This window comes from Pseudoselenomonas caprae (genome assembly GCF_008271345.1).
Lineage (GTDB): Bacteria > Bacillota > Negativicutes > Selenomonadales > Selenomonadaceae > Selenomonas_A > Selenomonas_A caprae.
Map to the genome: position 1 here is coordinate 89,892 of NZ_VTOZ01000008.1, position 22,764 is coordinate 112,655.

The following is a 22,764-nucleotide window of genomic DNA, read 5'->3' on the forward strand; positions in this document are numbered from 1 at the left end:
AGTATTCTTTCATTAGCTTCCTCGCAGTCGCAAACCATACACAAAAAGGAGTGGAAACGTCTGTTTTTAAAGCAGAAATCTCCACTCCTCTGTATGCCGCCCTAAGATAAAAAGTTTCATGCTGTGTGGGTATTGCAATTTTTGCAACCACCACTTCCTCGACCAATTCTTTTTCCTTGAAGATATTTTTATTCTTTCACTTAAAGAACACCGATTTCCCAATAAATTCCCGCAACAAGGAATTGTTCGGAATCTCGTCCTCGGCGGTGATGTCGTCAAAGTACGCACAGAAGTCGAGCAGGCGGCGGGCTTCGGCGTATTCGGGTACGGCGGGCGATATCGTTTCTAAGAGCGGCTCGGCGTATTTCTTTAGCACGCCGAGTTCGTAGATGAGTGCCGAGTTGAACATAACGTCGGCTTCTTCCTGGTATGGGAAGATGTTCTTTTCCTCTCCGGCCCGCACGCTGGGCCATTGCTTGAGGGTCTTTAAGGCATAGGCGCCGCGCGTCTGATAGTCGCGGACCAGGCGGCGCAGAAGGCGGGCATCGGTTGTCGGGATGCGGTTATGGGCGTCGATGTTGAGCTGGGTCAGGGCGCTGATGTAAATCTTGTATTTCTGTGACCGCGGGACGGCGGCACTGAGTTTTTCGTTGAGCCCGTGGATGCCCTCGATAATGATGGGCTGGTCGGGCGTCACCTGCAGCGGCGGCTGCTGCGGCCATTCCCGCAGGCCTGTCAGGAAATTATAGCGCGGCAGCTGCACGGGCTTGCCGGCCAGCAGGTCGACCATATGCTGATTGAAGAGCTCTGTATCGAGCGCCTCCAGGCACTCGAAATCGTACTCTCCCTTTTCGTTGCGCGGTGTTTCCTCACGGGCCCGGAAATAATCATCGATCGATATCGACACCGGCTCAAGCCCGTTTACCCGCAGCTGGATGCGCAGCCGCTGCGCAAACGATGTCTTGCCCGACGAAGACGGTCCGGCAATCAGCACGAGGCGCGCCCCGCCGCGATGCTGGGCGATGTAGTCGGCAATCCCGGCAATGCGCTTTTCCTGCAGCGCCTCGGAAACGCGGATGACCTCGCCGATCTGCCCGTCGCGATTGGCCCGGTTGAGGTCCATGACATAATTGCAGTGCAGGATCTTGGCCCAGCTTTTGGCCTCAGAGAGAATCTGGCTGAGTTTTGGCTGGGGCACCCGCTCACGGATCTTGCCCGCCGTCTCTTCATCCGGCAGCCGCAGCAGGATGCCTGGCGGCTCGAAGTCGAGCGCGAACTTTCCGAGCTCCCCTGTCGCAGCCAGCATCGGGCCATATAGGTAATCGTAAAAACTGCCGCAGCGGTACAGGCTGACCACCGGCCGCGCAAGCGTTGCAATCAGTGCAGCTTTTTCCTCTTGATGCACAGCCCTAAATAGCTGTACCGCCTCTTCACGGCGCAGGAACTCCTTGCGGATGGGCCGGTTCTCAGCCACGATTGCGCGCATTTTCTGCTCGATTTGCTGTACATAGGTGCCTGTGCGCAAATCCTCGGCCAGCTGGCGCACCTCGCAGAAAAGTCCTTTATTTGCCGTAAACTGCGTGACGACCTCCGCCTGCGGATAGAGCTCATGCACCGCCGTAATCAGCAGGAACAGGACGCTGCGCTGATAGACCTGCCAGCCCGTCTTGCTGTCAAGCACGATGAACTCCACATCGCGCACCCCGGTGATGTCGTTCTGCAAATCATGGATTTGCCCATCTAGCTTCGCTGCTACGATGCGGCTCGAAAAATCTGGTTGGGCCTGCCTGGCCATTTCGATAAGCGTAAGTCCTGGAACTACTCGCATCTCCATCCCTCCCATCTTGCGGGCAAACAGCTGGAATCATTGGTAAAAAAAAGCCGTAGTGTTACTATCATTGTAACACTACGACTGATAAAATTCTATCATTTAAAGATGGCACAGACGCCCAGATAAGCAACAGCGCCCATCATAGCCGTGCACGGAATCGTGAGGACCCAGGCCATGACCATCTGCTGGGCGACGCCCCAGCGGACGGCATTGACGCGCTTGGCCGTGCCGACACCCATGATCGAGCCCGATACGACATGCGTCGTGCTGACCGGCAGATGCAGAAGCGTTGCCGTAAAGATGACCGTCGACGAGTTGAGGTCGGCCGCAAAGCCCGAAATCGGCTCGAGCTTGAAAATCTTGCCGCCAATCGTCTTGATGATGCGCCAGCCGCCAACTGCCGTACCACAGGCCATTGCCGTCGCCGCCAGGACCTTGACATAGGTCGGGACTTCGAATACATCAATATAGCCGCCCGAAAGCAAGGCCAGCGTGATGATACCCATCGACTTCTGCGCATCGTTGGAGCCATGCGAGAATGCCATCATGGCCGCCGATAAGACCTGCATCTTCTTGAAGCGATGATTGATGGCCGACGGGCTGAACCGCCCAAAGAGCCGGAACAAAAGCGTCATCACCAGGCAGCCCGACACGATACCGAGAATCGGTGAACCGATCAGGGACAGGATAATCTTGCCGATACCACCGAAATTCAGTCCATCCGTACCAACCGATACGAGAACGGCACCGATAATACCGCCAACCAGCGCATGCGAGGAGCTCGACGGCACAGCAAAATACCACGTGATGATGTTCCAAAGCACCGCACCGACCAGCGCGGCGACAATGATATGTTCATCGACATGCTGCGCGGATTTGACGATATCGGTACCGATGGTCTTCGCTACACCCGTACTGTACATGGCCCCAAGGAAGTTCAGTACCGCCGCCATCATGATGGCATAGCTCGGATGCAGCGCCCGCGTAGAAACCGCGGTCGCTATCGCGTTGGCTGTATCATGGAAACCGTTGATGAAATCAAACAGCAAAGCCAGCGCTATAACTGTGAAAATAAGCCACTGTACTTCATGCATATTTCATTACCACTCCCCGGATCATGTCAGACATTTTCTCACAGTGATCCAGTGTATCCTCGAGCTTTTCGAGGATATCTTTCCATTTGATGAGCTCGATCGGATCTTTTTCTTTGTCAAAGAGGTATGCTATCTCGTGACGGTAAACGCGGTCGCCCTCGCTCTCGATTTGAGCGATTTTGTGGGTCGCGTCGAGGATCTCAGCCTGATTCTTGCGGATATCCTTGAGCAAGGTAAACGCACGGATCGTCTGCTCCGTCGCCTCAATCAGCAGCTTGGTCATGGCGACAGCACCGCTCATGGCCTTGCCGGTACGATACATCACAATGCGCTGCAAGGTTCCCTGAAGGTAATCCACGCCATCATCAAGGCCGTTTGCCAGTGCATAAATGTCTTCGCGATCGATTGGTGTGATGAAGGTCAGGTTGAGCTTATCGATGATCTTGTCGTTGACCTTATCAGCCTCATGCTCCAGATCATTGATCTCCTTTACCTTGTCGACCGCCTTGCTGTAATCCAGCATGACCTCATCCATCATGAGCGCGCCCTTGTAAAAATAATTCGCACTTTCGACGAACAGGTCAAAGAATTCGCTGTCTTTCTTTTTGAATTTAAACATACTGTTCTGAGTCCTCCCCCGAACGAAATATCACATACACATGTCTAACTATATCATCATTCCCCCTGCGATTCAACTAATAATTTCACTATTATCGCACAAAAAAACCAATTCCTTCCACTTAATAGAAGGAATTGGTTTTCGAAAATATTTTATTTCGTTAAAAACATTTTGTTATCAGCCGATCAGCCTTCAACGGCCTTGAGCGCCTTGAGGACTTTGGCCGCAATGCCCTTCATCTTGGCTGCCGATACCGAGCATGCAGCGATGCGGACGCCCATCTTGAGCGGCACAGCGAAGATCAGGTCATCGTGGAGCTTGTCGCAGACTGCCTGCGGATCCTTGGCCGGCACGGAGAGGAAGAAACCGCCTTTGTACGGCAGCGCGTTGAGTCCGCACTCCTTGGCTTCCTTCATGAACAGCATGCCGCGCTCCTGGATCATCTGGTAGAACTCGTCGCGCTCCTTTTCGAACTGCGCCAGCGTCTCCTTGTCGGCGGAAATCTTTGCCAGGAGCGTCATGGCACCGCGGTTGATGTTGGACCAGGTCGCACGGCTCGTGTACTTGTTGATTTCCTTGAATTCCGTGATGACTTCCTCGCTGGAGGATACGGCGACGAGAGCGCCCGTGCGCTGGCCATAGGCCGTGTAGCCCTTCGACATCGAGAACGCGAACATGACGAAGATGTTGGCCGGCAGGTTGCCGAACTTCTTCATGAACTTGCGGGTCTCATTCTTCTCGCCGGCATAATCGATGTAGGCGATATCGACGAGGATGCTCATCTTCTTGCCCTGGGCGGCGTATTTCTTCGTGAGGTCAAGGACCTTGTCCCAATCCTCTTCCGTCAGGCTGAAGCCCGTCGGGTTGTGGGCCGGGGTATTGATGATGACCAGCAGGCTGTCCTGGGTCTTCATGATCTCATCGACCTTGGCCGTGTAGGCAGCGATGTTAAAGTTGTTGTTCTCATCGAACAGGGCATAGTTGGTGAGCTGGCAGCCGCACTCGTTGCAGATGACGTTATAGGTGCCCCAGAACCAGTCCGAAGTCAGCACCTTGTCGCCGCGCTCGGCATAGTTGGCAACGGCGTGATGGATAGCACCCGTGCCGCCAGCCGTGGCGATCGCTGCCGTATAGCCCTCGGGCTTCTGGTCCGCAAAGGTCAGGTCGATGACTGCCTCGAGATAGTCCGGCAGACCCGGAATCGGTGCATAGCGCACATAATCCTCAACCGAAAGGGAACGGAAAACGCGCTCCATCGTCGGGATGCTGGCCAGTTTCCCTTCATCATCCATCATGACGCCCATCGTAGCATTGGTAACCTTGTCAGCGCCGTGTTTCTTCGCGGCCTCAGCGCAGGCTGCGCTGGCACCAAAGATCGCATCTTTCAGTCTCTTGCTTGCAGCATGAGTAGCTGCCATACTCGTCGTCATCGGAATAGTTCCCCTTTCAAATCATAAAGCTTTCGTCATACCATAGTTGCCCTGCTGTTTTCGCAATAAGCACTATAATTCGTACAAATACTATAATAACTGTTCTTTGCTGTCCTGTCTACCCGCACAGCTGTATGTATACAATATTTTTACCCGCCCCCTTGACTTGTCAAACCTTGACCGGTCATCTGACAAGTCAAAACGGGCATAAAAAGGCTCTGCCATACCAGCAGGGACTGCTGGCATGCACAGAGCACAGATTCCTTATTTCACCGGAAAGAACTCATCATGGATCGCATTGACCGCCTCTTTGAGCTGCGAGCCCTTGACAAGACACGAAATGCTGATCTCCGACGTGCTGATGATATCGATGTTGATGCCAGCCTGGGAGAGCGCACCAAACATGCGCGCAGCCGTCCCCGGATTGCCGAGCATGCCAGCACCGACGATGGATACCTTGGCGACATCCTCCTCGATGAGAACGGCGACGGCACTGAGCTTGTCCGCTACGCCATCGACGACCTTCTTGGCCTCAGCCAGATCGCTGGCAGCCACCGTGAAGACCATGTCCGTGACATTCTTCTCGATGTTGCGGATGCTCTGGACGATCATATCGACATCGATGTTGGCATCTGCGAGCGCCGAGAAAATCTCATGCGCGATGCCCGGCGTATTCGGGATACCGAGCACGGCAATCTTGGCAACCTTCTCGTCATGGGCAACGCCCCGGATAACAAAATCTTTATCTTCCATCGTATAATCCTCCCTAATGATTGTGCCTGGCGTAGTCGTGAATGTCGAACGGACATGGATGGGGATATGGAAATACTCACCCATCTCCACCGAACGCGGCTGCATGACGCCCGCACCCAGGCGTGCCATCTCCAGCATCTCGTTGTAGGTGATTTCCTTCATCTTGCGGGCGCCCTTGACGATGCGCGGGTCAGCCGAGTAGACGCCATCGACATCGGTGAAGATCTCGCAGGTATCCGCCTTCAAGGCACCGGCCAAGGCAACTGCCGAGGTATCGGAACCGCCACGGCCGAGCGTCACCGGATCGCCGAGCTCATTGGCACCCTGGAAACCGGCAACGACCACGATATTGCCCTTAGCGAGCTCCTGATGCACACGCTCCGGCGTGATATCCACAATGCGGCCTTTCGTATGCACGGAGTTCGTCTTCATGCCAGCCATCGGGCCGGTAAGCGACACAGCCGGATGACCCAGTGTCTTGAACGCCATCGCCAGCAGGGCAATCGACTGCTGCTCGCCAGTCGTCAGCAGCATATCCATCTCACGCGTGTACTGATACGGATTCTTGTTGATGCCTTCTGCCAAAGCAATGAGGTCATCCGTCGTATCGCCCATCGCCGATACGACCATGACAATCTGATCTCCCGGCTGCTTCTCGCCGAGAACTCTCTTGGCAACATTCATGATCTTTTCCGTGGTAGCCACAGAACTGCCACCGAACTTCTTTACAATAAGTGCCATGATTCTCCCCCTAAACACAACACGCAGTCATCCTTAACAAAGTAACCACGGTCTTGTTTTATTTATCTTTTAATCGAAACATATTATACAGGAAAAAAAATCACATGTCTACCGAAAAACGCAAATTTATGTAAAATTGTTCACTTGCAAGAAACAGAACCGGGATATACTGTTACATTCAGCTCGTGTTTTGCTTGTTTTTGCATGCAAAATGCTAAAACGAACGCCGCCAGGTCTGATTTTTTCCTGCGGCGAAAAAGTGGACATACGTCCCATAATATGATAGATTGTTTTAGGCATAATTCGTTTTATAAGTAAAGAAGGAGTGTTTTCACTTGCGTAATCGTTCCATCGGCGTGGACGAGAAGCTGCCGCTTCTCGAGACTATCCCGCTTTCCCTGCAGCATCTGTTTGCCATGTTCGGCTCGACGGTGCTGGTCCCGATCCTCTTCAAGGTCAATCCGGCGACGGTACTGCTCTTCAACGGTATCGGCACCATCCTCTATCTCGTGCTCTGCAAGGGCCGCATCCCGGCTTACCTCGGCTCGAGCTTTGCCTTCCTCTCCCCGGTCTTCCTGGTACTGGGCCAGTACAGCTACGAGGCAGCGCTTGGCGGCTTTATCGCCGTCGGCATCGTCTTCTGTCTCGTCGGCCTGCTCGTCCGCGCGGTTGGCACCAAGTGGATTGACATCATCTTCCCGCCGGCAGCCATGGGCGCTATCGTCGCCGTCATCGGCCTTGAGCTCATGCCGACGGCAGCTGCAATGGCTGGCCTTACGGGCGACAAACCGGCTGATGGCACGACGATTTTCGTATCGCTTGCGACGCTTGCCATCACGGTCTTTGCCTCGGTAGCCTTCCGCGGGTTCCTCGCCATCATCCCGATTCTCCTCGGCGTTGTCGGCGGCTACATCCTCGCTGCCTTCTGCGGCATGGTCGACTGGACGCTCGTCGAGAACGCCCCGTGGTTTGCACTGCCGACCATCTACACGCCGGTCTTCAACTTCGATGCCATCTGCATCATCCTGCCAGCAGCGCTTGTCGTCATCGCTGAGCATGTCGGTCATCTGATTGTCACAGGCAATATCGTCGGTTCTGACCTGACGAAGGACCCGGGACTTGACCGGTCAATCCTCGGCAACGGTATCTCCACCATCATTTCCGGTTTCTTCGGCTCGACGCCGAACACGACCTACGGCGAAAACATCGGCGTCCTGGCCATCTCCAAAGTATTTTCCACCTGGGTCATCGGCGGCGCCGCAGTCTTCGCCATCGTCCTCTCCTGCTTCGGCAAGCTGGCTGCCATCATCCAGAGCATCCCGACGCCGGTCATGGGCGGTGTATCGATGCTGTTGTTCGGCGTCATTGCCGCTTCGGGTATCCGCGTGCTCGTCGAGAGCAAGATCGACTACAACAAGCCCATCAACCTCATGCTGACCTCCATCGTCCTGGGCCTGGGCGTCTCGACGGCCAGCATCACGATCGGCACGATAGCGCTCAAGGGCATGAGCCTGGCAACGGTCGTAGCCATCATCCTGTCCATCGCTTTCCGCCTCATCGCCTCGATGCGCGGCGAAAAGCTCAGCTAAGAATATGCCACGCATCGAAGTGGCGCTTCCCGAAGCTCTGGCGTCTATGCCCGCCAGAGCTTTTTTAGCGCAAAACCAAGGCATATCCAATACCATTTGGAAGCGCATCAAGCACTCGGGCACCTTCCGCGTCAATGGTGAGCTCGTCAATGCGGCGCGCACAGAGCTCAAGACCGGCGACATCGTGACCTACGACATCCTTCGGCCCAGCAATATCACGGCCGAAGACCTGCCGCTGGACATCCGCTACGAAGACGACTGGCTGCTCGTCATCAACAAGCCCGCCGGCCAGCTCGTCCACCCGACGACGCAGGAAGCACACGGCACCCTTGCCAACGCCGTTCTCTTCCATTATGAGCAGCAGGGCGAAGCCCATGCCTATCATCCCGTCCACCGTCTCGACCGCGAGACGAGCGGCCTCGTGCTGATTGCCAAGCAGCCGCAGATCCAGTACAAGCTCTCCCCCAAGGGCGTCAAGACCTTCCACCGCGAATACCTGGCGCTGATCCCCGGCGAGCTCACGCCGCCAGCAGGTACGGTCGACGCCTCGATTGCCCGCGCCCTGCCCAGCATCATCCTGCGCAAGGTTGCGCCCGACGGGCAGTCCGCCCGCACCCATTACGAAACCATCCGCACCAATCACGAGCTTTCCCTCGTGCATCTGACGCTTGAAACCGGCCGCACGCACCAGATCCGTGTCCATATGGCCCACCTCGGCCATCCGCTCCTCGGCGACGATCTCTACGGCGGCACGCGCGAACGCATAGACCGGCAGGCCCTGCATGCCTGCCGGCTGAGCTTTACGCATCCGATGACCGGCCAGGCCATCTCCCTTGAGGCGCCGCTGCCTGCCGACATGCAACGGATTGTTTCGACTTTATAAGCAATATCTAAGGGTTGCTATTGCTTCGTATCAGTTTTGAAGAATTTTCAAAAATTTACCAGCGGACTATACACCATAACTCTTTTCTATGATATAATGAGTCTAGTTCAAGTTCATTTCATGAACAAATTACTTAGGGGGTAATGAAAAATGCCATTAGTCGGTACTAAAGAAATGTTCAAGAAAGCTTATGAGGGCGGCTACGCTATCGGTGCTTTCAACGTCAACAACATGGAAATCGTTCAGGGTATCACGGAAGCAGCTGCTGAGCTGAATTCCCCGGTTATCCTTCAGGCTTCCGCTGGCGCTCGTAAATATGCAAAGGGCCCGTATCTCCGTCACCTCGTTGAGGCTGCTCTGGAGGTCAACGATATCCCTGTTGCTCTGCACCTCGACCACGGCGCAGACTTCGAGACTTGCAAAGCTTGCATCGATGACGGTTTCACGTCTGTCATGTTCGATGGTTCTCACTATGATTTCAAAGAGAACATCAAACGCACGCAGGAAGTTGTTGCTTACGCTCATGAGCATGGCGTTTGCGTTGAGGCTGAGCTCGGCAAACTTGCTGGTATCGAGGATGATGTAAAGGTTGCTGCTCACGAGGCAGCTTACACGCAGCCGGAAGAGGTTGAGGAATTCGTCAAAGAGACTGGCGTTGACTCCCTCGCAATCGCTATCGGTACGTCCCATGGCGCATTCAAATTCAAACCGGAGCAGTGCACGCGCAATGCTGATGGCGTTCTCGTACCGCCTGAGCTCCGTTTCGACATCCTGGCTGAAATCGAGAAGAAGATTCCTGAGTTCCCGATCGTTCTCCATGGTGCTTCTTCCGTTATTCCGAAGTACGTCAAAATCATCAACGACAACGGCGGCAAACTCGACGATGCTGTTGGTATTCCTGAGGATCAGCTCCGCAAGGCTGCTAAATCCGCAGTTTGCAAAATCAACATCGACTCCGACCTGCGTCTGGCTCTCACGGCTGGTATCCGCGAGCACTTCATGGCTCATCCGGAGCACTTCGATCCGCGTCAGTACGTTGCTGATGGCCGCTCCTACATCAAAGAGCTCGTTGAGCACAAGATCAAAGAGGTTCTCGGTTCCGACGGCCGTGCACCGGAAATCCTTGCGCTCATCAACAAATAATTTGTTGCGGGCCGCTTAATCAAAACGCGCAGAGACCTGCAGACAAGTTCCCTGGGACTTGTTTGCAGGTCTCTTTTTTACTATTTGTTTTTGCTATTTGTCCCCATGACATCTGACCTGTCTAGCTTTGACTGGTCAGATGTCATTTTTCATTTCAGCAGCCGCAGGATCTGCATCACCGTCTGCTTGAGGTTCAGACGGGTATTTTTTTCTTCCATGGCCTCCTCTGCCGTCATGGGCATGTGCAGGATGGGAAAATAGGCGTCGATGCCATGCTGGTTGACGAGCTCGGCATCGGGAAGGGCACAGCCGCAAACGGCCACCGTCTTTATCTTCGGATTCAGCCTGTGCGCCAATTGAGCGACGCCTGCGGGCCCCTTGCCCATCGCTGTCTGCCGGTCCATGCGGCCCTCGCCGGTAACCAGCAGGTCGGCTTTTTCCAGGGCCTGGCGGATGCCGATAGCTTCGAGGCAGAGTTCCGTCCCCGGCGTGAGCTCGCCGCCTAAGAATGTCCGGAAAGCAAAGCCCAAGCCACCAGCGGCTCCAGCACCTGGCACCGCCGCCCCCACGTTCCCCAGCTCTTTTTCGGCCAAGTCGGCAAAGCGATGGATGGACTCATCCATCGCCTTGACAATCTCGGGCGTCGCCCCCTTCTGCGGGCCAAATATCGCCGAGCAGCCATTAGGGCCATAAAGCGGATTGGTCACATCACAGGCGATGCGGAACCGGCATTCTTTAAGCCGCACATCGGCCTGGCTCCCGTCGATAGCTGCCACCTCCGATAGATTACCGCCGCAGATACCGGCAGCTGTGCCATCACCCTTGAGGAATTTCCAGCCTAATGCCGTAAGCATCCCCAATCCGCAATCATTGGTCGCACTGCCGCCAATCCCGATGATGAACTCCCGGCAGCCTGCATCGATTGCCTGCAGGATAAGCTCGCCGAGCCCGTAGGTCGTCGTCTGCAGGGGATTGCGCTTTTCCACCGGCACCATCGGCAGGCCTGCGGCATCAGCCATCTCAATGACGGCAAGCTTTCTTTCCGCTACGACCCCATAGCGGCTCCTAACCGGTGATTTCAGCGGCCCTGTCACCACAGCGGGCACGATCTGCCCCTGCAGACCCTCGACCAGCGTATCCACCGTTCCCTCGCCGCCATCAGCCAGCGGGAATATCTCCACCCGCGCCTGCGGAAAGACCGCCCGCACCGCATCGCTGGCCACCTGCCCGGCCGCCAGCGACGACAGGCTCCCCTTGAACGAATCAATGGCAATGACAATATGTTCCATCAAATAATCTCCTTATCCAAGCAAAATAAGCGACAACAGCCAAATGGCAAGCATCGAAACGACTCCAACCACCAGCGTCATCATCGTCTGCGTGCGATAGCCAGCCTGCGGCTCCATCCCGCTGAAATTCGTGACTACCCAGAAATAACTGTCATTTGCATGCGATACAGTCATCGCACCAGCACCAATTGCCATGACTGTCAGCAGGGCTGCCATTTCCGTGTTAAGCCCCAACGCAGACATCATCGAGGCCGAATCCGAAAACATACCGAGGATTCCCGCCGTAGTAGTGATGGCCACCGTCGACGAGCCCTGTGCTGTCTTGAGGATTGCCGAAATGATGAACGGGAAGAAAATCCCTACCGTAGCCAGGAAAGCTGCATTTTCTTTCATGAATTCCACAAAGCCTGCTGCCGTAATGACTTTCCCCAGTACACCGCCAGCTGCCGTTATGAAAAGGATCGGACCTACTGTCTTCAGTGCCTCCTCGGTAATGGCACGGAACTGGCCAAGCTTTTGCGTGGAGCTGAGCAGCAAAACAGCAAAGAGAACACCAATCGCGAGCGCAATGATTGGCGTACCGAGGAACTTCAAAAGCTCCGCTATTGGCCCTGCCAATTTCATCATACTAACCAGCGATCCCAACGCCATGAATACGATTGGCATGACAATCGGCGCAAACGAGGCCCAAGCCCCAGGAAGTTTTCCATATTCTGCCACGAGTTCATCATAGCTCTTGGCAGTCTCCTCTGCCCCCTGTTCTGTATCACTTTCTGCAGACGGGATATTCTGACCGCTGATATAGCGGACAAAAACATAGCCAGCGAGCAAGGCCGGAATCGACACGACAACGCCCATCAGGATAACCGCAGCCAGATTATCAGCCAGTCCCAAAGAACCTGCTGCCGCAATTGGTCCCGGCGTCGGCGGAATAAAGACATGCGCCACATAAAGGCCGCTTGACAGGGCTACTGCCATAGCTACTGGCGATACCTGCTGCAACTTCTTGCAGAGCGCCTTCCGAATTGGATTCAGGATAACAAAGCCACTATCACAGAATACCGGAATCGATACAATCCAACCCATCAACATAATCGCAAGTTCAGGATGCTTTTCCCCGACGCAGCGAATCACCACATCCGCGAGGCGAATAGCTGCACCGGTTCGCTCCAAAATAAGTCCAATCAAAGCACCAAGGATGATTACGATACCGATACTGGAAAACGTTCCTGAAAAACCAGCGCCGATAATACCTGGAATTTTCGCTAACGGCAGTTGCACGACGATTGCCAGCAATAACGATGTCCCCATCAACGATAAGAACGGATGGATGTTGAACTTCGAGATTGCCACAATCATCACGACGATTGCCAAAGCAAAGACGACAAACAAGGAAATACCAGTCATACTAAGACCTCCTTTGAATGGAAAAATGGCTCCCCTTTTCCTTACGGGATACTACTTCTGCATACTAAGCAGATTTCCTGCCCCCATTGGCTGGTCAGTGCATTTAGTTTTCCAATATTTTTTGTATGTTTTGTTGACAAGTTTACATATTTACAGTAATATATAAAGCAATTCCTTTATTCATACTTATTCTATATGTTTACTTTTGTTATAATCTATTGTCAACCGTCAAATGTCAAATGTCAAAAGGAGCGGTCAACATGTCAACGAATCATCATCACCAGCATCCACACAACCATCCGCACAACCATCCGCACAACCATCCGCACGAGTACGATACCGTCCATGAACATGCCGACTGGCATACGCATGACCATGACCCGAATCATCCCCATGTACATGGCGGTATCAACGACTATATGAAGGCTGTTGCCGAATACCGCAAGACCTTTGCCTCCAAGCAGGATGTGCTGGAGCAGACGCCGGACCCTGCGGTGCGTGAGATGATGCTGCGCCTGGAGCAGCTCGGCCACGATACGGTGTTTGACCGCTTTGACCAGCAGAAGCCGCAGTGTTCCTTTGGCCTTGGTGGTGTCTGCTGCAAGATCTGCAACATGGGCCCTTGTAAGATTACGCCAAAAAGCCCGCGCGGCGTCTGTGGTGCCGATGCCGACCTCATCGTCGCCCGCAATCTTTTGCGCAGCGCTGCCGCAGGCGTGGCCCAGCATGGCGTCCATGCCCGGGAGATTCTCTTATCACTGAAATTCATTGCCGAAGGCAAGCTCAATCTTCCCTTGCTCGGCGAAAAGAAAATGCGCGCAGTCTGCAAGGCTTTCGGCATCGAAACGCGTGGCCAAAGCGCCAAGCGTCTGGCGGGCAAGCTCGCCGATGTACTGCTGGCGGACCTCTCCCGGGCTCTGCCCGATGACTATGAAACCATCAAGGCCCTGGCCCCGGCCGAGCGGCAGAAAGTCTGGCAGGATTTGGATATCCTGCCCATCAGCGCCTATAACGAAGTCTTTGATGCCTATCATCGCACCGGCGTCGGCACCGACGGCGACTGGCAGAGCATCATGAAGCAGTTCCTGCGCTGCGGCCTGGCCTTCTGCTTTACAGGGGTCGTCGCCTCCAACATCGGCACCGATGCCATGTTTGGCACGGGCCATCGCGCCACCTCCAAGGTCAACATCGGCGCTCTCAAAAAAGGCTATGTCAACATCGCCGTCCACGGCCACCTGCCGACGCTTGTCAGCGAAATCGTGCGCATCGGCCACACGCAGGAATTCATCGAGCTGGCCAAAAAGCACGGCGCCAAAGGCATCCAGTTCTACGGCATCTGCTGCTCCTGCCTGTCGGCGATGTACCGCTACGAGGGCGTCATCCCGCTTTCGAATGCGGTCGGTGCCGAGCTCGTACTCGGCACCGGCGCCCTTGATCTCTGGGTCGCCGATGTGCAGGATGTCTTCCCATCCATCATGGACGTTGCCAAATGCTTCAAGACCACGGTGGTGACCACCAGCGATTCCGCGCGGCTGCCAGGTGCTGAGCACTATGCCTACGATCATCATCACACCAATATCGGCGACACCGAAAAGCTCGCCCGCAAAATTGTCAGCCGCGCCATCGAAAGCTTTGCCACCCGCCGGGATGTGCCGGTATTCATCCCCGCTTACGAGGTCACTGCAGATGTCGGCTTTACGGCCGAAAACATCGCCGAGCAATTCCCTGGCTATCATGCGCTCGCACGTGCCTTGGAGACGGGAACGATTCGCGGCATCGTCAACATGGTCGGCTGCAGCAATCCCCGCGTCGTCTATGAACGAGCCACCGTCGATGTGGCCGAGGAATTGCTCAAGAACAACATCTTGATTTTCACCAATGGCTGCGCGTCCTTCCCGCTCTTAAAGCTCGGCTTCTGCAGCAAGGCTGGCGCCGCAAAAGCCGGCAAGTCCCTGCAGGAGTTTCTGTCCGCCCACGAACTGCCGCCCGTCTGGCATATGGGCGAATGCATCGACAACACGCGCGCTTCGACGGTATTTGGCGGCATTGCATCTGCCAGCCAAAAGGATATCAAGGACATGCCTTATGCCTTTGCCAGCCCCGAATGGTCCAACGAAAAAGGACTTGACGCCTCGCTGGCCTTCCGGCTCTTTGGCATTGACTCCTATCACTGCGTAGAGCCGCCGGTTCAGGGCTCTGTCAACGTCGAACGCTTCCTGAAGCACGATACGAAAGCCACCCTTGGCGCCGTCATGCATGTCAATACCGACCCTAAAGCACTAGCTGCGCAGATTGTCGCTGACATCGAAGCCCAGCGGCAAAAACTTGGCTGGGACTAAGCTAGCCAGTGAAAGGAGACTGCCTATGAAACGAATCCTGTTTATCCTGACCATCCTGCTGACACTATTGGCGGCTGCTGGCTGTGGCCAGTCACCTGCTGCACCGCAGGCCGAAAAGGATGGCATTAAAACCATCCGCATCGCTTACCTGCCGATAACGCATGCCCTCCCCTTATTTGCGGCTAAGGAAATGCAAACGGCGGATGGCCCCATAAAAATCGAGCTCATAAAATACGGCTCCTGGCCCGAGCTCATGGATGCCTTGAACACGGGCAAAGTCGACGGCGCCTCGGTACTGGCAGAGCTGGCCGTCAAGGCCAAAGAACAGGGCATTGACGTAAAGGCCGCCGCCCTTGGCCATCGCGACGGCAATGCCATAATCGTCAGCAACGATATCGAAAAGCCCGCAGACCTTGCGGGCAAGGTCTTTGCCATCCCGCACAAGCAGTCCTCGCATAAACTGCTACTTGACCAGCTGCTCGCCCAAAATGGCCTTAGCGAAAGCGATCTGACCGTCGTCGAAATGTCACCGCCCGAGATGCCCGCTGCCCTTGCGACGAAGCAGATTGCCGGCTACTGCGTGGCCGAGCCCTTTGGCGCTAAATCCGTGGTACTTGGCAATGGCCACGAACTCCTCCCAGCGCAGGAGCTCTGGCCCGACAGCATCTGCTGCCTTTTGGTCTTCAATGGGGATTTCTTAGCGGCCAACCACGAGCTGGCCCGCCAGTTTGTCCAGCAGTACAAGCAAGCAGGCAGCTATCTTACCGGGCATCCCGAAGCGCAGAAGACCATTGCGCTGAAATACCTCAAGGCCAAGGATAAGATCCTTGACCTCTCCCTCCAATGGATTTCCTACGACAACCTTTCCATCCCACGCGCCTCCTATGAGGAGCTTATCACCCGCATGGAGGCCAGCCACCTGCTGACCAAGGCGCCGGGCTACGAAGAGTTTGTCGATTCCCGTTTGTACGAATGAATCTGTTATCCCGAAAGGCTGTGACTCTATGAAACCTGCGATCCATCTCAGCGGAGCTCTGCTCCTGGTACTCATCAGCTGGCAGTCCATCGCCTGGCTGGGCGGCTGGAACGAAGCCCTCTTCCCCACCCCCGCTCAAACGGTACATGGTTTTGCCGAAATCCTCGCCGACGGCGTATTGCTGAAGGACATCGGCACGAGCCTCTACCGTTTCCTGCTGGGCTACACCACCTCAGTGGTGCTGGCCATGGCCCTGGGCCTGATCCTCGGCTGGTATCAAAGCATCTGGGCCTTCCTCAATCCCATCGCCCAGGTGCTGCGCCCCATATCCCCCGTTGCCTGGCTGCCCTTCATCGTGCTCGTCTTTGGCATCGGCGATATGCCATCGCTCGTCATTATTTTCCTCGCCGCCTTTTTCCCCGTGCTGCTCTCAACCGTAGCCGCCGTTGCAGGCATTGAGCCCGTTTACCTGAAGGTTGCCCAGAACTTTGGTATCGGCCAGCCCCAAATCCTGACGAAAATCATCTTTCCCGCCATCTTCCCCCGCATTGCCACAGGGCTGCATCTGGCCCTCGGCACCGCCTGGGTATTCCTCGTCGCCGGCGAAATGGTCGGCACACAGTCAGGCCTTGGCTTTCTTATCATCGATGCCCGCAACAACCTGCGGGCCGACCTCCTGATGACAGCCATCATCACCATTGGTGTACTGGGCCTCCTGCTGGACAGCAGCATCACTTGGCTGGAAAAACGCATCTACCGCCGTTGGGGCATCCCGGAAAGGAGCAACGCATGAGCTATATCGACATCCAAAACGTATCGCGGACCTATCAGAAAAAGAAGCAAGCATTCCGCGCCCTGGACCAGGTAAATCTCAAGATCGACCGCGGCGAGTTCATCTGCCTGCTGGGCCCCTCCGGCTGCGGCAAGAGCACGCTCTTAAACATCCTGGCAGGCTTTGACAAGGTTTCAGAAGGCTCCATCACCATAGGCGGCACCCCGGTGACGAAGCCATCGGTCAAGCATGTGACGATCTTCCAAAACTACGGCCTGCTGCCCTGGCGCACCGTCGAAAAGAATGTGGAGCTGGGCCTGGAGAGCCTGTCTGTGCCGGCGGCCAAGCGTCAGGAAATCGCCCAGAAATACCTCGAGCTCGTCGGGCTCAAGGAGTTTTCCCAAAGCCATCCGGCTGAACTCTCCGGCGGCATGCAGCAGCGGGTCGCCATCGCCCGGGCCTTAGCCGTCGACCCCGAAATCATCTTCATGGACGAGCCCTTTGCAGCCCTCGATGCCCTGACGCGCATGAAACTGCAGGATGAGATTTCTGCCATCAACCGCAGCCAGCATAAGACCATCATCTTCGTGACCCACGATATCGACGAAGCCGTGGTCCTGGCCGACCGCATCGTCATCATGACGCCGAATCCCGGCCGCATCAAGACCATCATCCCCGTGGACCTACACGGCCAGCGCGACCGCACGAGCCCAGACTTCCTGCGCATCCGCGACCACGTATTTGCCGAGTTCTCCCTGAAGCCCGAAGACAGGACCGAATACTATATATGAGAAAAATCCCCGGCACGTCCAACCGTGCCAGGGATTTGTTTTATCCTTTATTTCTTTACCCAATAGTTGATATGCAGCTCGTCGCCAGCCTTGATATCGCGCTGCAGGAGCCAGTCGTTGAGCTCCTTGATTCCCGAGGTGAACTCACGGATCTCACGCGGGCCATAGTCGTTTTTCGCCATATAGGTCTCAGCGATGCCATTTAATGTATCGCCCTGCTCCACCGTATACACCGTTTCGACTAATTCGTAGTTTTTTGCAGCTGCCTCACAATCCATGCTGGTGAATCCAGCGAACACGACAGCCATAAGAATGACCAACGCCCTCTTCATTTTGGGTTCCTCCTGTAAAACCTATAAAAATATTAGTGCAAATGAACTGGATTTCTTTTGTGAACATCCTTGATTTGTGACTTGATTATATTCCTTTTTGCGGCCCTTGGCAATAGGTTTTCCGCAAAAAGAAACACTTTTTTACAGATTTTTTTCAGATATGCGTTAAGCCGCATAAACAAAGGGCTTAACGCACTTTTTGGCATAGTTTCGTCAGCGTTTCAGCACCTCGCAGATGGCCGCATAGAGCTTCTCGTTGCTGAAGGGTTTGGGCACATGCGCATTCATGCCCGCCGCGAATGCTCATGTACGGTAAGGAAGCAAGCAACCGAAAACAAGAGATAGACCGCCAGCACTACACTATTCCGAACCAAAGACCAAAAGATAAGCATTGTGGGAAAATCTAAACTTTTGGATTTTCCTACAATGCCAACTACGGCGGAATCCCTCCCACTCCTTATATCTTTCTGTATACATTGAATTTGTATTTAGTAAAATGCAGACAACACCACGGATCGGCTTTTGGTTGGACAATTCCAACCAAACACCACAGCAGACAGCAGAAAACATTCTGAACGCTAGGAAGCCGGTATGATTGTTACATATAAGGGGAAGAAAAATTTCTTTTAGGTACTTGCTTTCCTAAAACTGATGTGATACAATGATTTAATCCAGAAAAGGAGTAAAAAATATGCGGCAAGGTATTCTTAAATAAAACTATAATCAAATAGTGGGAACAAAGGATTATGATAGCTCCTTTTGTAGGGGCTTAGTTTTTTGTACCCAATTTAAGAATACTTTTGCCTTATCAATTTTGACATATCCCCAAAAACAGCAATCACAAACAGGTGTATGCTGTATATGTGTATGTCCGCAACTTATAATCCCCAGTGGTAAAAGTATTTTACTGCTGGGGATTTTTATGCCCTTTGGGGCTGTAAAGGGAGGACAATCACATGAAAATAATCAATATTGGAATTCTTGCCCATGTAGACGCTGGAAAGACGACCTTGACGGAGAGCCTGCTATATGCCAGCGGAGCCATTTCAGAACCGGGGAGCGTCGAAAAAGGGACAACGAGGACGGACACCATGTTTTTGGAGCGGCAGCGTGGGATTACCATTCAAGCGGCAGTCACTTCCTTCCAGTGGCACAGATGTAAAGTTAACATTGTGGATACGCCCGGCCACATGGATTTTTTGGCGGAGGTGTACCGCTCTTTGGCTGTTTTAGATGGGGCCATCTTGGTGATCTCCGCTAAAGATGGCGTGCAGGCCCAGACCCGTATTCTGTTCCATGCCCTGCGGAAAATGAACATTCCCACCGTTATCTTTATCAACAAGATCGACCAGGCTGGCGTTGATTTGCAGAGCGTGGTTCAGTCTGTTCGGGATAAGCTCTCCGCCGATATTATCATCAAGCAGACGGTGTCGCTGTCCCCGGAAATAGTCCTGGAGGAAAATACCGACATAGAAGCATGGGATGCGGTCATCGAAAATAACGATGAATTATTGGAAAAGTATATCGCAGGAGAACCAATCAGCCGGGAAAAACTTGCGCGGGAGGAACAGCAGCGGGTTCAAGACGCCTCCCTGTTCCCAGTCTATCATGGCAGCGCCAAAAATGGCCTTGGCATTCAACCGTTGATGGATGCGGTGACAGGGCTGTTCCAACCGATTGGGGAACAGGGGGGCGCCGCCCTATGCGGCAGCGTTTTCAAGGTTGAGTACACCGATTGCGGCCAGCGGCGTGTCTATCTACGGTTATACAGCGGAACGCTGCGCCTGCGGGATACGGTGGCCCTGGCCGGGAGAGAAAAGCTGAAAATCACAGAGATGCGTATTCCATCCAAAGGGGAAATTGTTCGGACAGACACCGCTTATCAGGGTGAAATTGTTATCCTTCCCAGCGACAGCGTGAGGTTAAACGATGTATTAGGGGACCAAACCCGGCTCCCTCGTAAAAGGTGGCGCGAGGACCCCCTCCCCATGCTGCGGACGACGATTGCGCCGAAAACGGCAGCGCAAAGAGAACGGCTGCTGGACGCTCTTACGCAACTTGCGGATACTGACCCGCTTTTGCGTTGCGAAGTGGATTCCATCACCCATGAGATCATTCTTTCTTTTTTGGGCCGGGTGCAGTTGGAGGTTGTTTCCGCTTTGCTGTCGGAAAAATACAAGCTTGAAACAGTGGTAAAGGAACCCTCCGTCATTTATATGGAGCGGCCGCTCAAAGCAGCCAGCCACACCATCCATATCGAGGTGCCGCCCAACCCGTTTTGGGCATCCATAGGACTGTCTGTTACACCACTCTCGCTTGGCTCCGGTGTACAATACGAGAGCCGGGTTTCGCTGGGATACTTGAACCAGAGTTTTCAAAACGCTGTCAGGGATGGTATCCGTTACGGGCTGGAGCAGGGCTTGTTCGGCTGGAACGTAACGGACTGTAAGATTTGCTTTGAATACGGGCTTTATTACAGTCCGGTCAGCACGCCGGCGGACTTCCGCTCATTGGCCCCGATTGTATTGGAACAGGCATTGAAGGAATCGGGGACGCAGCTGCTGGAACCTTATCTCTCCTTCATCCTCTATGCGCCCCAGGAATACCTTTCCAGGGCTTATCATGATGCACCGAAATACTGTGCCACCATCGAAACGGCCCAGGTAAAAAAGGATGAAGTTGTCTTTACTGGCGAGATTCCCGCCCGCTGTATACAGGCATACCGTACTGATCTGGCCTTTTACACCAACGGGCGGAGCGTATGCCTTACAGAGCTGAAAGGATATCAGGCCGCTGTCGGTCAGCCGGTCATCCAGCCCCGCCGTCCAAACAGCCGCCTGGACAAGGTGCGCCATATGTTTCAGAAGGTAATGTAAAGATACATAATCGTCAAGACGGCAACAATCAGAAGTTATGGAGGGTAACAATGGAATATAGTAAGGAAGATTTAATGGAAGCAAAAAAGCAAATTTGGGGAGTGGGAGAGAACATGGGAACAGAGGAAAGTAAAAAAATCTGGGAGGAGAACGCACAATTTTGGGATAATGCAATGGGTGACGAATCTAATGAATTTCACAGAGAGGTAGTGCGTCCCAAAGTAACGGAACTTCTATCTCCTAATCCTGCGGATTACATTTTGGATATTGCGTGTGGCAATGGAAATTATTCTTCGTATCTTGCACAAAGAGGCGCTTCGGTTGTCGCTTTTGATTACAGCAAAAAAATGATAGAATTGGCTAAAAGACGGCAATCACAATATGCAAAACAAATTGAATTTTGTGTGGCGGATGCGACCGATAGAAAAAGTATATTAGAATTAAAAAGAAATCGAGCCTTTACGAAAGCAGTTTCTAATATGGCAATTATGGATATTACGGATATTGAACCACTTCTTATGGCTGTTTATGAACTGTTGCAGGAAAGCGGAATTTTTGTCTTTGCAACGCAACACCCTTGTTTTGTCACGTTGACTGAAAAATATATGACACCGCACAGTTACTATGATATAGCGATTGAAGGGCAACCGAAAGAGCAGATTTATTATCATCGTTCCATACAAGATATTTTTAACCTTTGTTTTAGAGCTGGATTTGTCATTGATGGATTTTATGAAGAATGTTAAGCGATTCGCTGACGGGAAGGTGTGTGTGCCGTTCGGCCATTTCCTTGGCTATGACCGGGGACCGGACGGGAATCTGGTCGTCAACCGGGAACAGGCCAAGACGGTGAAACTGATTTACCGCTTGTTCCTGGACGGGTATACCTTCCACTCCATTGCCAGGGAGCTGACTTCCAGAGGGCTGGAAACTCCGGCAAGAAAGAAACGCTGGTATCCGGGGACGGTAGAGAGCATCCTGACAAATGAGAAATACAAGGGCGATGCCCTGCTGCAGAAGCGGTTCACCGTCAACTTCCTGACCAAAGAAACGAAAGCGAATGAAGGGGAAGTGCCGCAGTACTATGTGGAAAATAACCACGAAGCCATCATCAGCCCGCAGGTCTTCGACTGGGTACAGGAAGAAATCAAGCGGCGGCGTGAAGGCAGGGGACGTTACAGCGGCGTATCCATCTTCTCCAGCAAAATCAAGTGCGGCCAGTGCGGAGGCTGGTACGGGGCCAAGGTCTGGCATTCGACCGACAAGTACCGCAGAACCATCTACCGATGCAACGATAAGTTCAAGAGCCATTGCAAGACACCACATCTGACAGAGGATGATATCAAGGAAGCCTTCGTCCGGGCCGTCAATCAGCTCATCGAAAACAAAGCGGACGTACTTGACAGCATCACACTGCTGAAGGAACGGCTCACTGACACAGAAGACTTGGAAGAGGAGCGGGACAGGATAAGCACAGATTTGAACCTGCTGGCCGACAAGATACAGCAGCTCATAGCCGAGAACGCCAGGGTCGCGCAGAACCAGGATGATTATGACCGGAACTACAACGAACTGGTCAGTCGGTATGAAGCAGCGAAGACGCAGTACGACAAGACCTGTGAAGCCATCCAGTATCGCAAGGCCCGGAGCCGTCAGATGGACAGCTTCATCAAGGAGCTTAGGAATCAGGATCTCATTAAGGAGTTCGATGCCCGGCTGTGGGGCAGCCTGGTGGATTTCATCACAGTGTACAGCAAAGACGATATCCGGGTGACCTTCAAGGACGGGACGGAAATCAGAGCATAAGCAGGAAAAAAGGATTACGGCAGAGAATCCAAGAGGAAACGCAGGATTCTCTGCCGTATTTTTGATGAAGAAAATCGGAATATGATATAATAG

Annotated in this window: 18 protein-coding genes; 10 read left to right on the forward strand and 8 right to left on the reverse strand. The window is 53.7% G+C overall.

Translation table 11 applies throughout. The annotated features are described in order from the left end of the window. Positions 1–196: 196 nt before the first annotated feature. The 5 genes from FZ041_RS05500 to FZ041_RS05520 form a co-directional block, all read right to left on the reverse strand. The gene (locus tag FZ041_RS05500; protein ID WP_149188840.1) at positions 197–1,828 is read right to left on the reverse strand and encodes a nucleoside kinase; all 1,632 of its coding nucleotides are present in this window, start codon (positions 1,826–1,828) and stop codon (positions 197–199) included. 98 nt (positions 1,829–1,926) lie between these two features. Beyond that, positions 1,927–2,925 (reverse strand): inorganic phosphate transporter, encoded by a 999-nt coding sequence (locus tag FZ041_RS05505; RefSeq protein WP_149188841.1) that lies wholly within the window; start codon positions 2,923–2,925, stop codon positions 1,927–1,929. Continuing rightward, complete coding sequence (locus FZ041_RS05510) at positions 2,918–3,544, reverse strand: DUF47 domain-containing protein (protein WP_075441958.1); 627 nt, start codon at positions 3,542–3,544, stop codon at positions 2,918–2,920. Before FZ041_RS05510 ends, FZ041_RS05505 begins: the two co-directional genes overlap by 8 nt. A gap of 185 nt (positions 3,545–3,729) precedes the next feature. Next, positions 3,730–4,974, reverse strand: a complete 1,245-nt coding sequence (locus tag FZ041_RS05515) for an aminotransferase class I/II-fold pyridoxal phosphate-dependent enzyme (RefSeq protein ID WP_149188842.1) — start codon at positions 4,972–4,974, stop codon at positions 3,730–3,732. A gap of 264 nt (positions 4,975–5,238) precedes the next feature. Next, entirely contained in the window at positions 5,239–6,468 is a 1,230-nt protein-coding gene (locus FZ041_RS05520; protein WP_149188843.1) for an aspartate kinase, read from the reverse strand. Positions 6,469–6,803: 335 nt separating this feature from the next. Between FZ041_RS05520 and uraA the strand changes: the two genes are divergently transcribed. The 3 genes from uraA (at position 6,804) to fba (ending at position 10,083) form a co-directional block, all read left to right on the forward strand. Beyond that, the gene (gene uraA, locus FZ041_RS05525; RefSeq protein WP_149188844.1) at positions 6,804–8,057 is read left to right on the forward strand and encodes a uracil permease; all 1,254 of its coding nucleotides are present in this window, start codon (positions 6,804–6,806) and stop codon (positions 8,055–8,057) included. A gap of 4 nt (positions 8,058–8,061) precedes the next feature. Continuing rightward, positions 8,062–8,940, forward strand: a complete 879-nt coding sequence (locus tag FZ041_RS05530; RefSeq protein ID WP_149188845.1) for an RluA family pseudouridine synthase — start codon at positions 8,062–8,064, stop codon at positions 8,938–8,940. A 150-nt stretch (positions 8,941–9,090) separates the two neighbouring features. Next, positions 9,091–10,083, forward strand: coding sequence for a class II fructose-1,6-bisphosphate aldolase (gene fba, locus FZ041_RS05535; protein ID WP_074514112.1), 993 nt, complete (start codon positions 9,091–9,093; stop codon positions 10,081–10,083). Between the two features lie 149 nt (positions 10,084–10,232). Here the strand turns inward: fba and FZ041_RS05540 are convergent, their stop codons facing one another. Together FZ041_RS05540 and FZ041_RS05545 are read right to left on the reverse strand one after the other, a co-directional pair. Then, on the reverse strand, positions 10,233–11,372 hold the full coding sequence (locus FZ041_RS05540; RefSeq protein ID WP_149188846.1) for a glycerate kinase family protein: 1,140 nt from the start codon (positions 11,370–11,372) through the stop codon (positions 10,233–10,235). Between the two features lie 12 nt (positions 11,373–11,384). Continuing rightward, positions 11,385–12,779, reverse strand: coding sequence for a GntP family permease (locus FZ041_RS05545; protein WP_149188847.1), 1,395 nt, complete (start codon positions 12,777–12,779; stop codon positions 11,385–11,387). A 260-nt stretch (positions 12,780–13,039) separates the two neighbouring features. On the opposite strand from FZ041_RS05545, the gene cooS reads away from it, so the two are divergent. The 4 genes from cooS to FZ041_RS05565 are packed head-to-tail and all read left to right on the forward strand — an operon-like array spanning position 13,040 to position 17,657. Beyond that, positions 13,040–15,118 carry an anaerobic carbon-monoxide dehydrogenase catalytic subunit gene (gene cooS / locus FZ041_RS05550; RefSeq protein WP_149188848.1) on the forward strand — a complete coding sequence of 693 codons (2,079 nt, stop codon included), beginning with the start codon at positions 13,040–13,042 and terminating at the stop codon, positions 15,116–15,118. Between the two features lie 25 nt (positions 15,119–15,143). Beyond that, positions 15,144–16,094, forward strand: a complete 951-nt coding sequence (locus tag FZ041_RS05555) for an ABC transporter substrate-binding protein (RefSeq protein ID WP_149188849.1) — start codon at positions 15,144–15,146, stop codon at positions 16,092–16,094. 28 nt (positions 16,095–16,122) lie between these two features. Next, positions 16,123–16,887: an ABC transporter permease gene (locus tag FZ041_RS05560; RefSeq protein ID WP_075441938.1), complete on the forward strand. Its 765-nt coding sequence runs from the start codon at positions 16,123–16,125 to the stop codon at positions 16,885–16,887. Next, positions 16,884–17,657, forward strand: coding sequence for an ABC transporter ATP-binding protein (locus FZ041_RS05565; RefSeq protein ID WP_149188850.1), 774 nt, complete (start codon positions 16,884–16,886; stop codon positions 17,655–17,657). The genes FZ041_RS05560 and FZ041_RS05565 overlap by 4 nt, the downstream gene beginning before the upstream one ends. A 47-nt stretch (positions 17,658–17,704) precedes the next feature. Here FZ041_RS05565 and FZ041_RS05570 read toward each other — a convergent pair whose 3' ends face one another. Continuing rightward, the gene (locus FZ041_RS05570) at positions 17,705–17,989 is read right to left on the reverse strand and encodes a LysM peptidoglycan-binding domain-containing protein (protein ID WP_075441934.1); all 285 of its coding nucleotides are present in this window, start codon (positions 17,987–17,989) and stop codon (positions 17,705–17,707) included. A 956-nt stretch (positions 17,990–18,945) separates the two neighbouring features. On the opposite strand from FZ041_RS05570, the gene tet(W) reads away from it, so the two are divergent. From tet(W) to FZ041_RS05590, 3 genes are read left to right on the forward strand one after another with little or no spacing between them, the layout of a single operon-like run. Beyond that, positions 18,946–20,865 (forward strand): tetracycline resistance ribosomal protection protein Tet(W), encoded by a 1,920-nt coding sequence (gene tet(W), locus FZ041_RS05580; RefSeq protein ID WP_002586627.1) that lies wholly within the window; start codon positions 18,946–18,948, stop codon positions 20,863–20,865. A 50-nt stretch (positions 20,866–20,915) separates the two neighbouring features. Then, complete coding sequence (locus FZ041_RS05585) at positions 20,916–21,611, forward strand: class I SAM-dependent methyltransferase (RefSeq protein WP_087415375.1); 696 nt, start codon at positions 20,916–20,918, stop codon at positions 21,609–21,611. Continuing rightward, positions 21,598–22,671: a recombinase family protein gene (locus FZ041_RS05590; protein WP_255449267.1), complete on the forward strand. Its 1,074-nt coding sequence runs from the start codon at positions 21,598–21,600 to the stop codon at positions 22,669–22,671. The genes FZ041_RS05585 and FZ041_RS05590 overlap by 14 nt, the downstream gene beginning before the upstream one ends. Positions 22,672–22,764 lie beyond the last annotated feature (93 nt).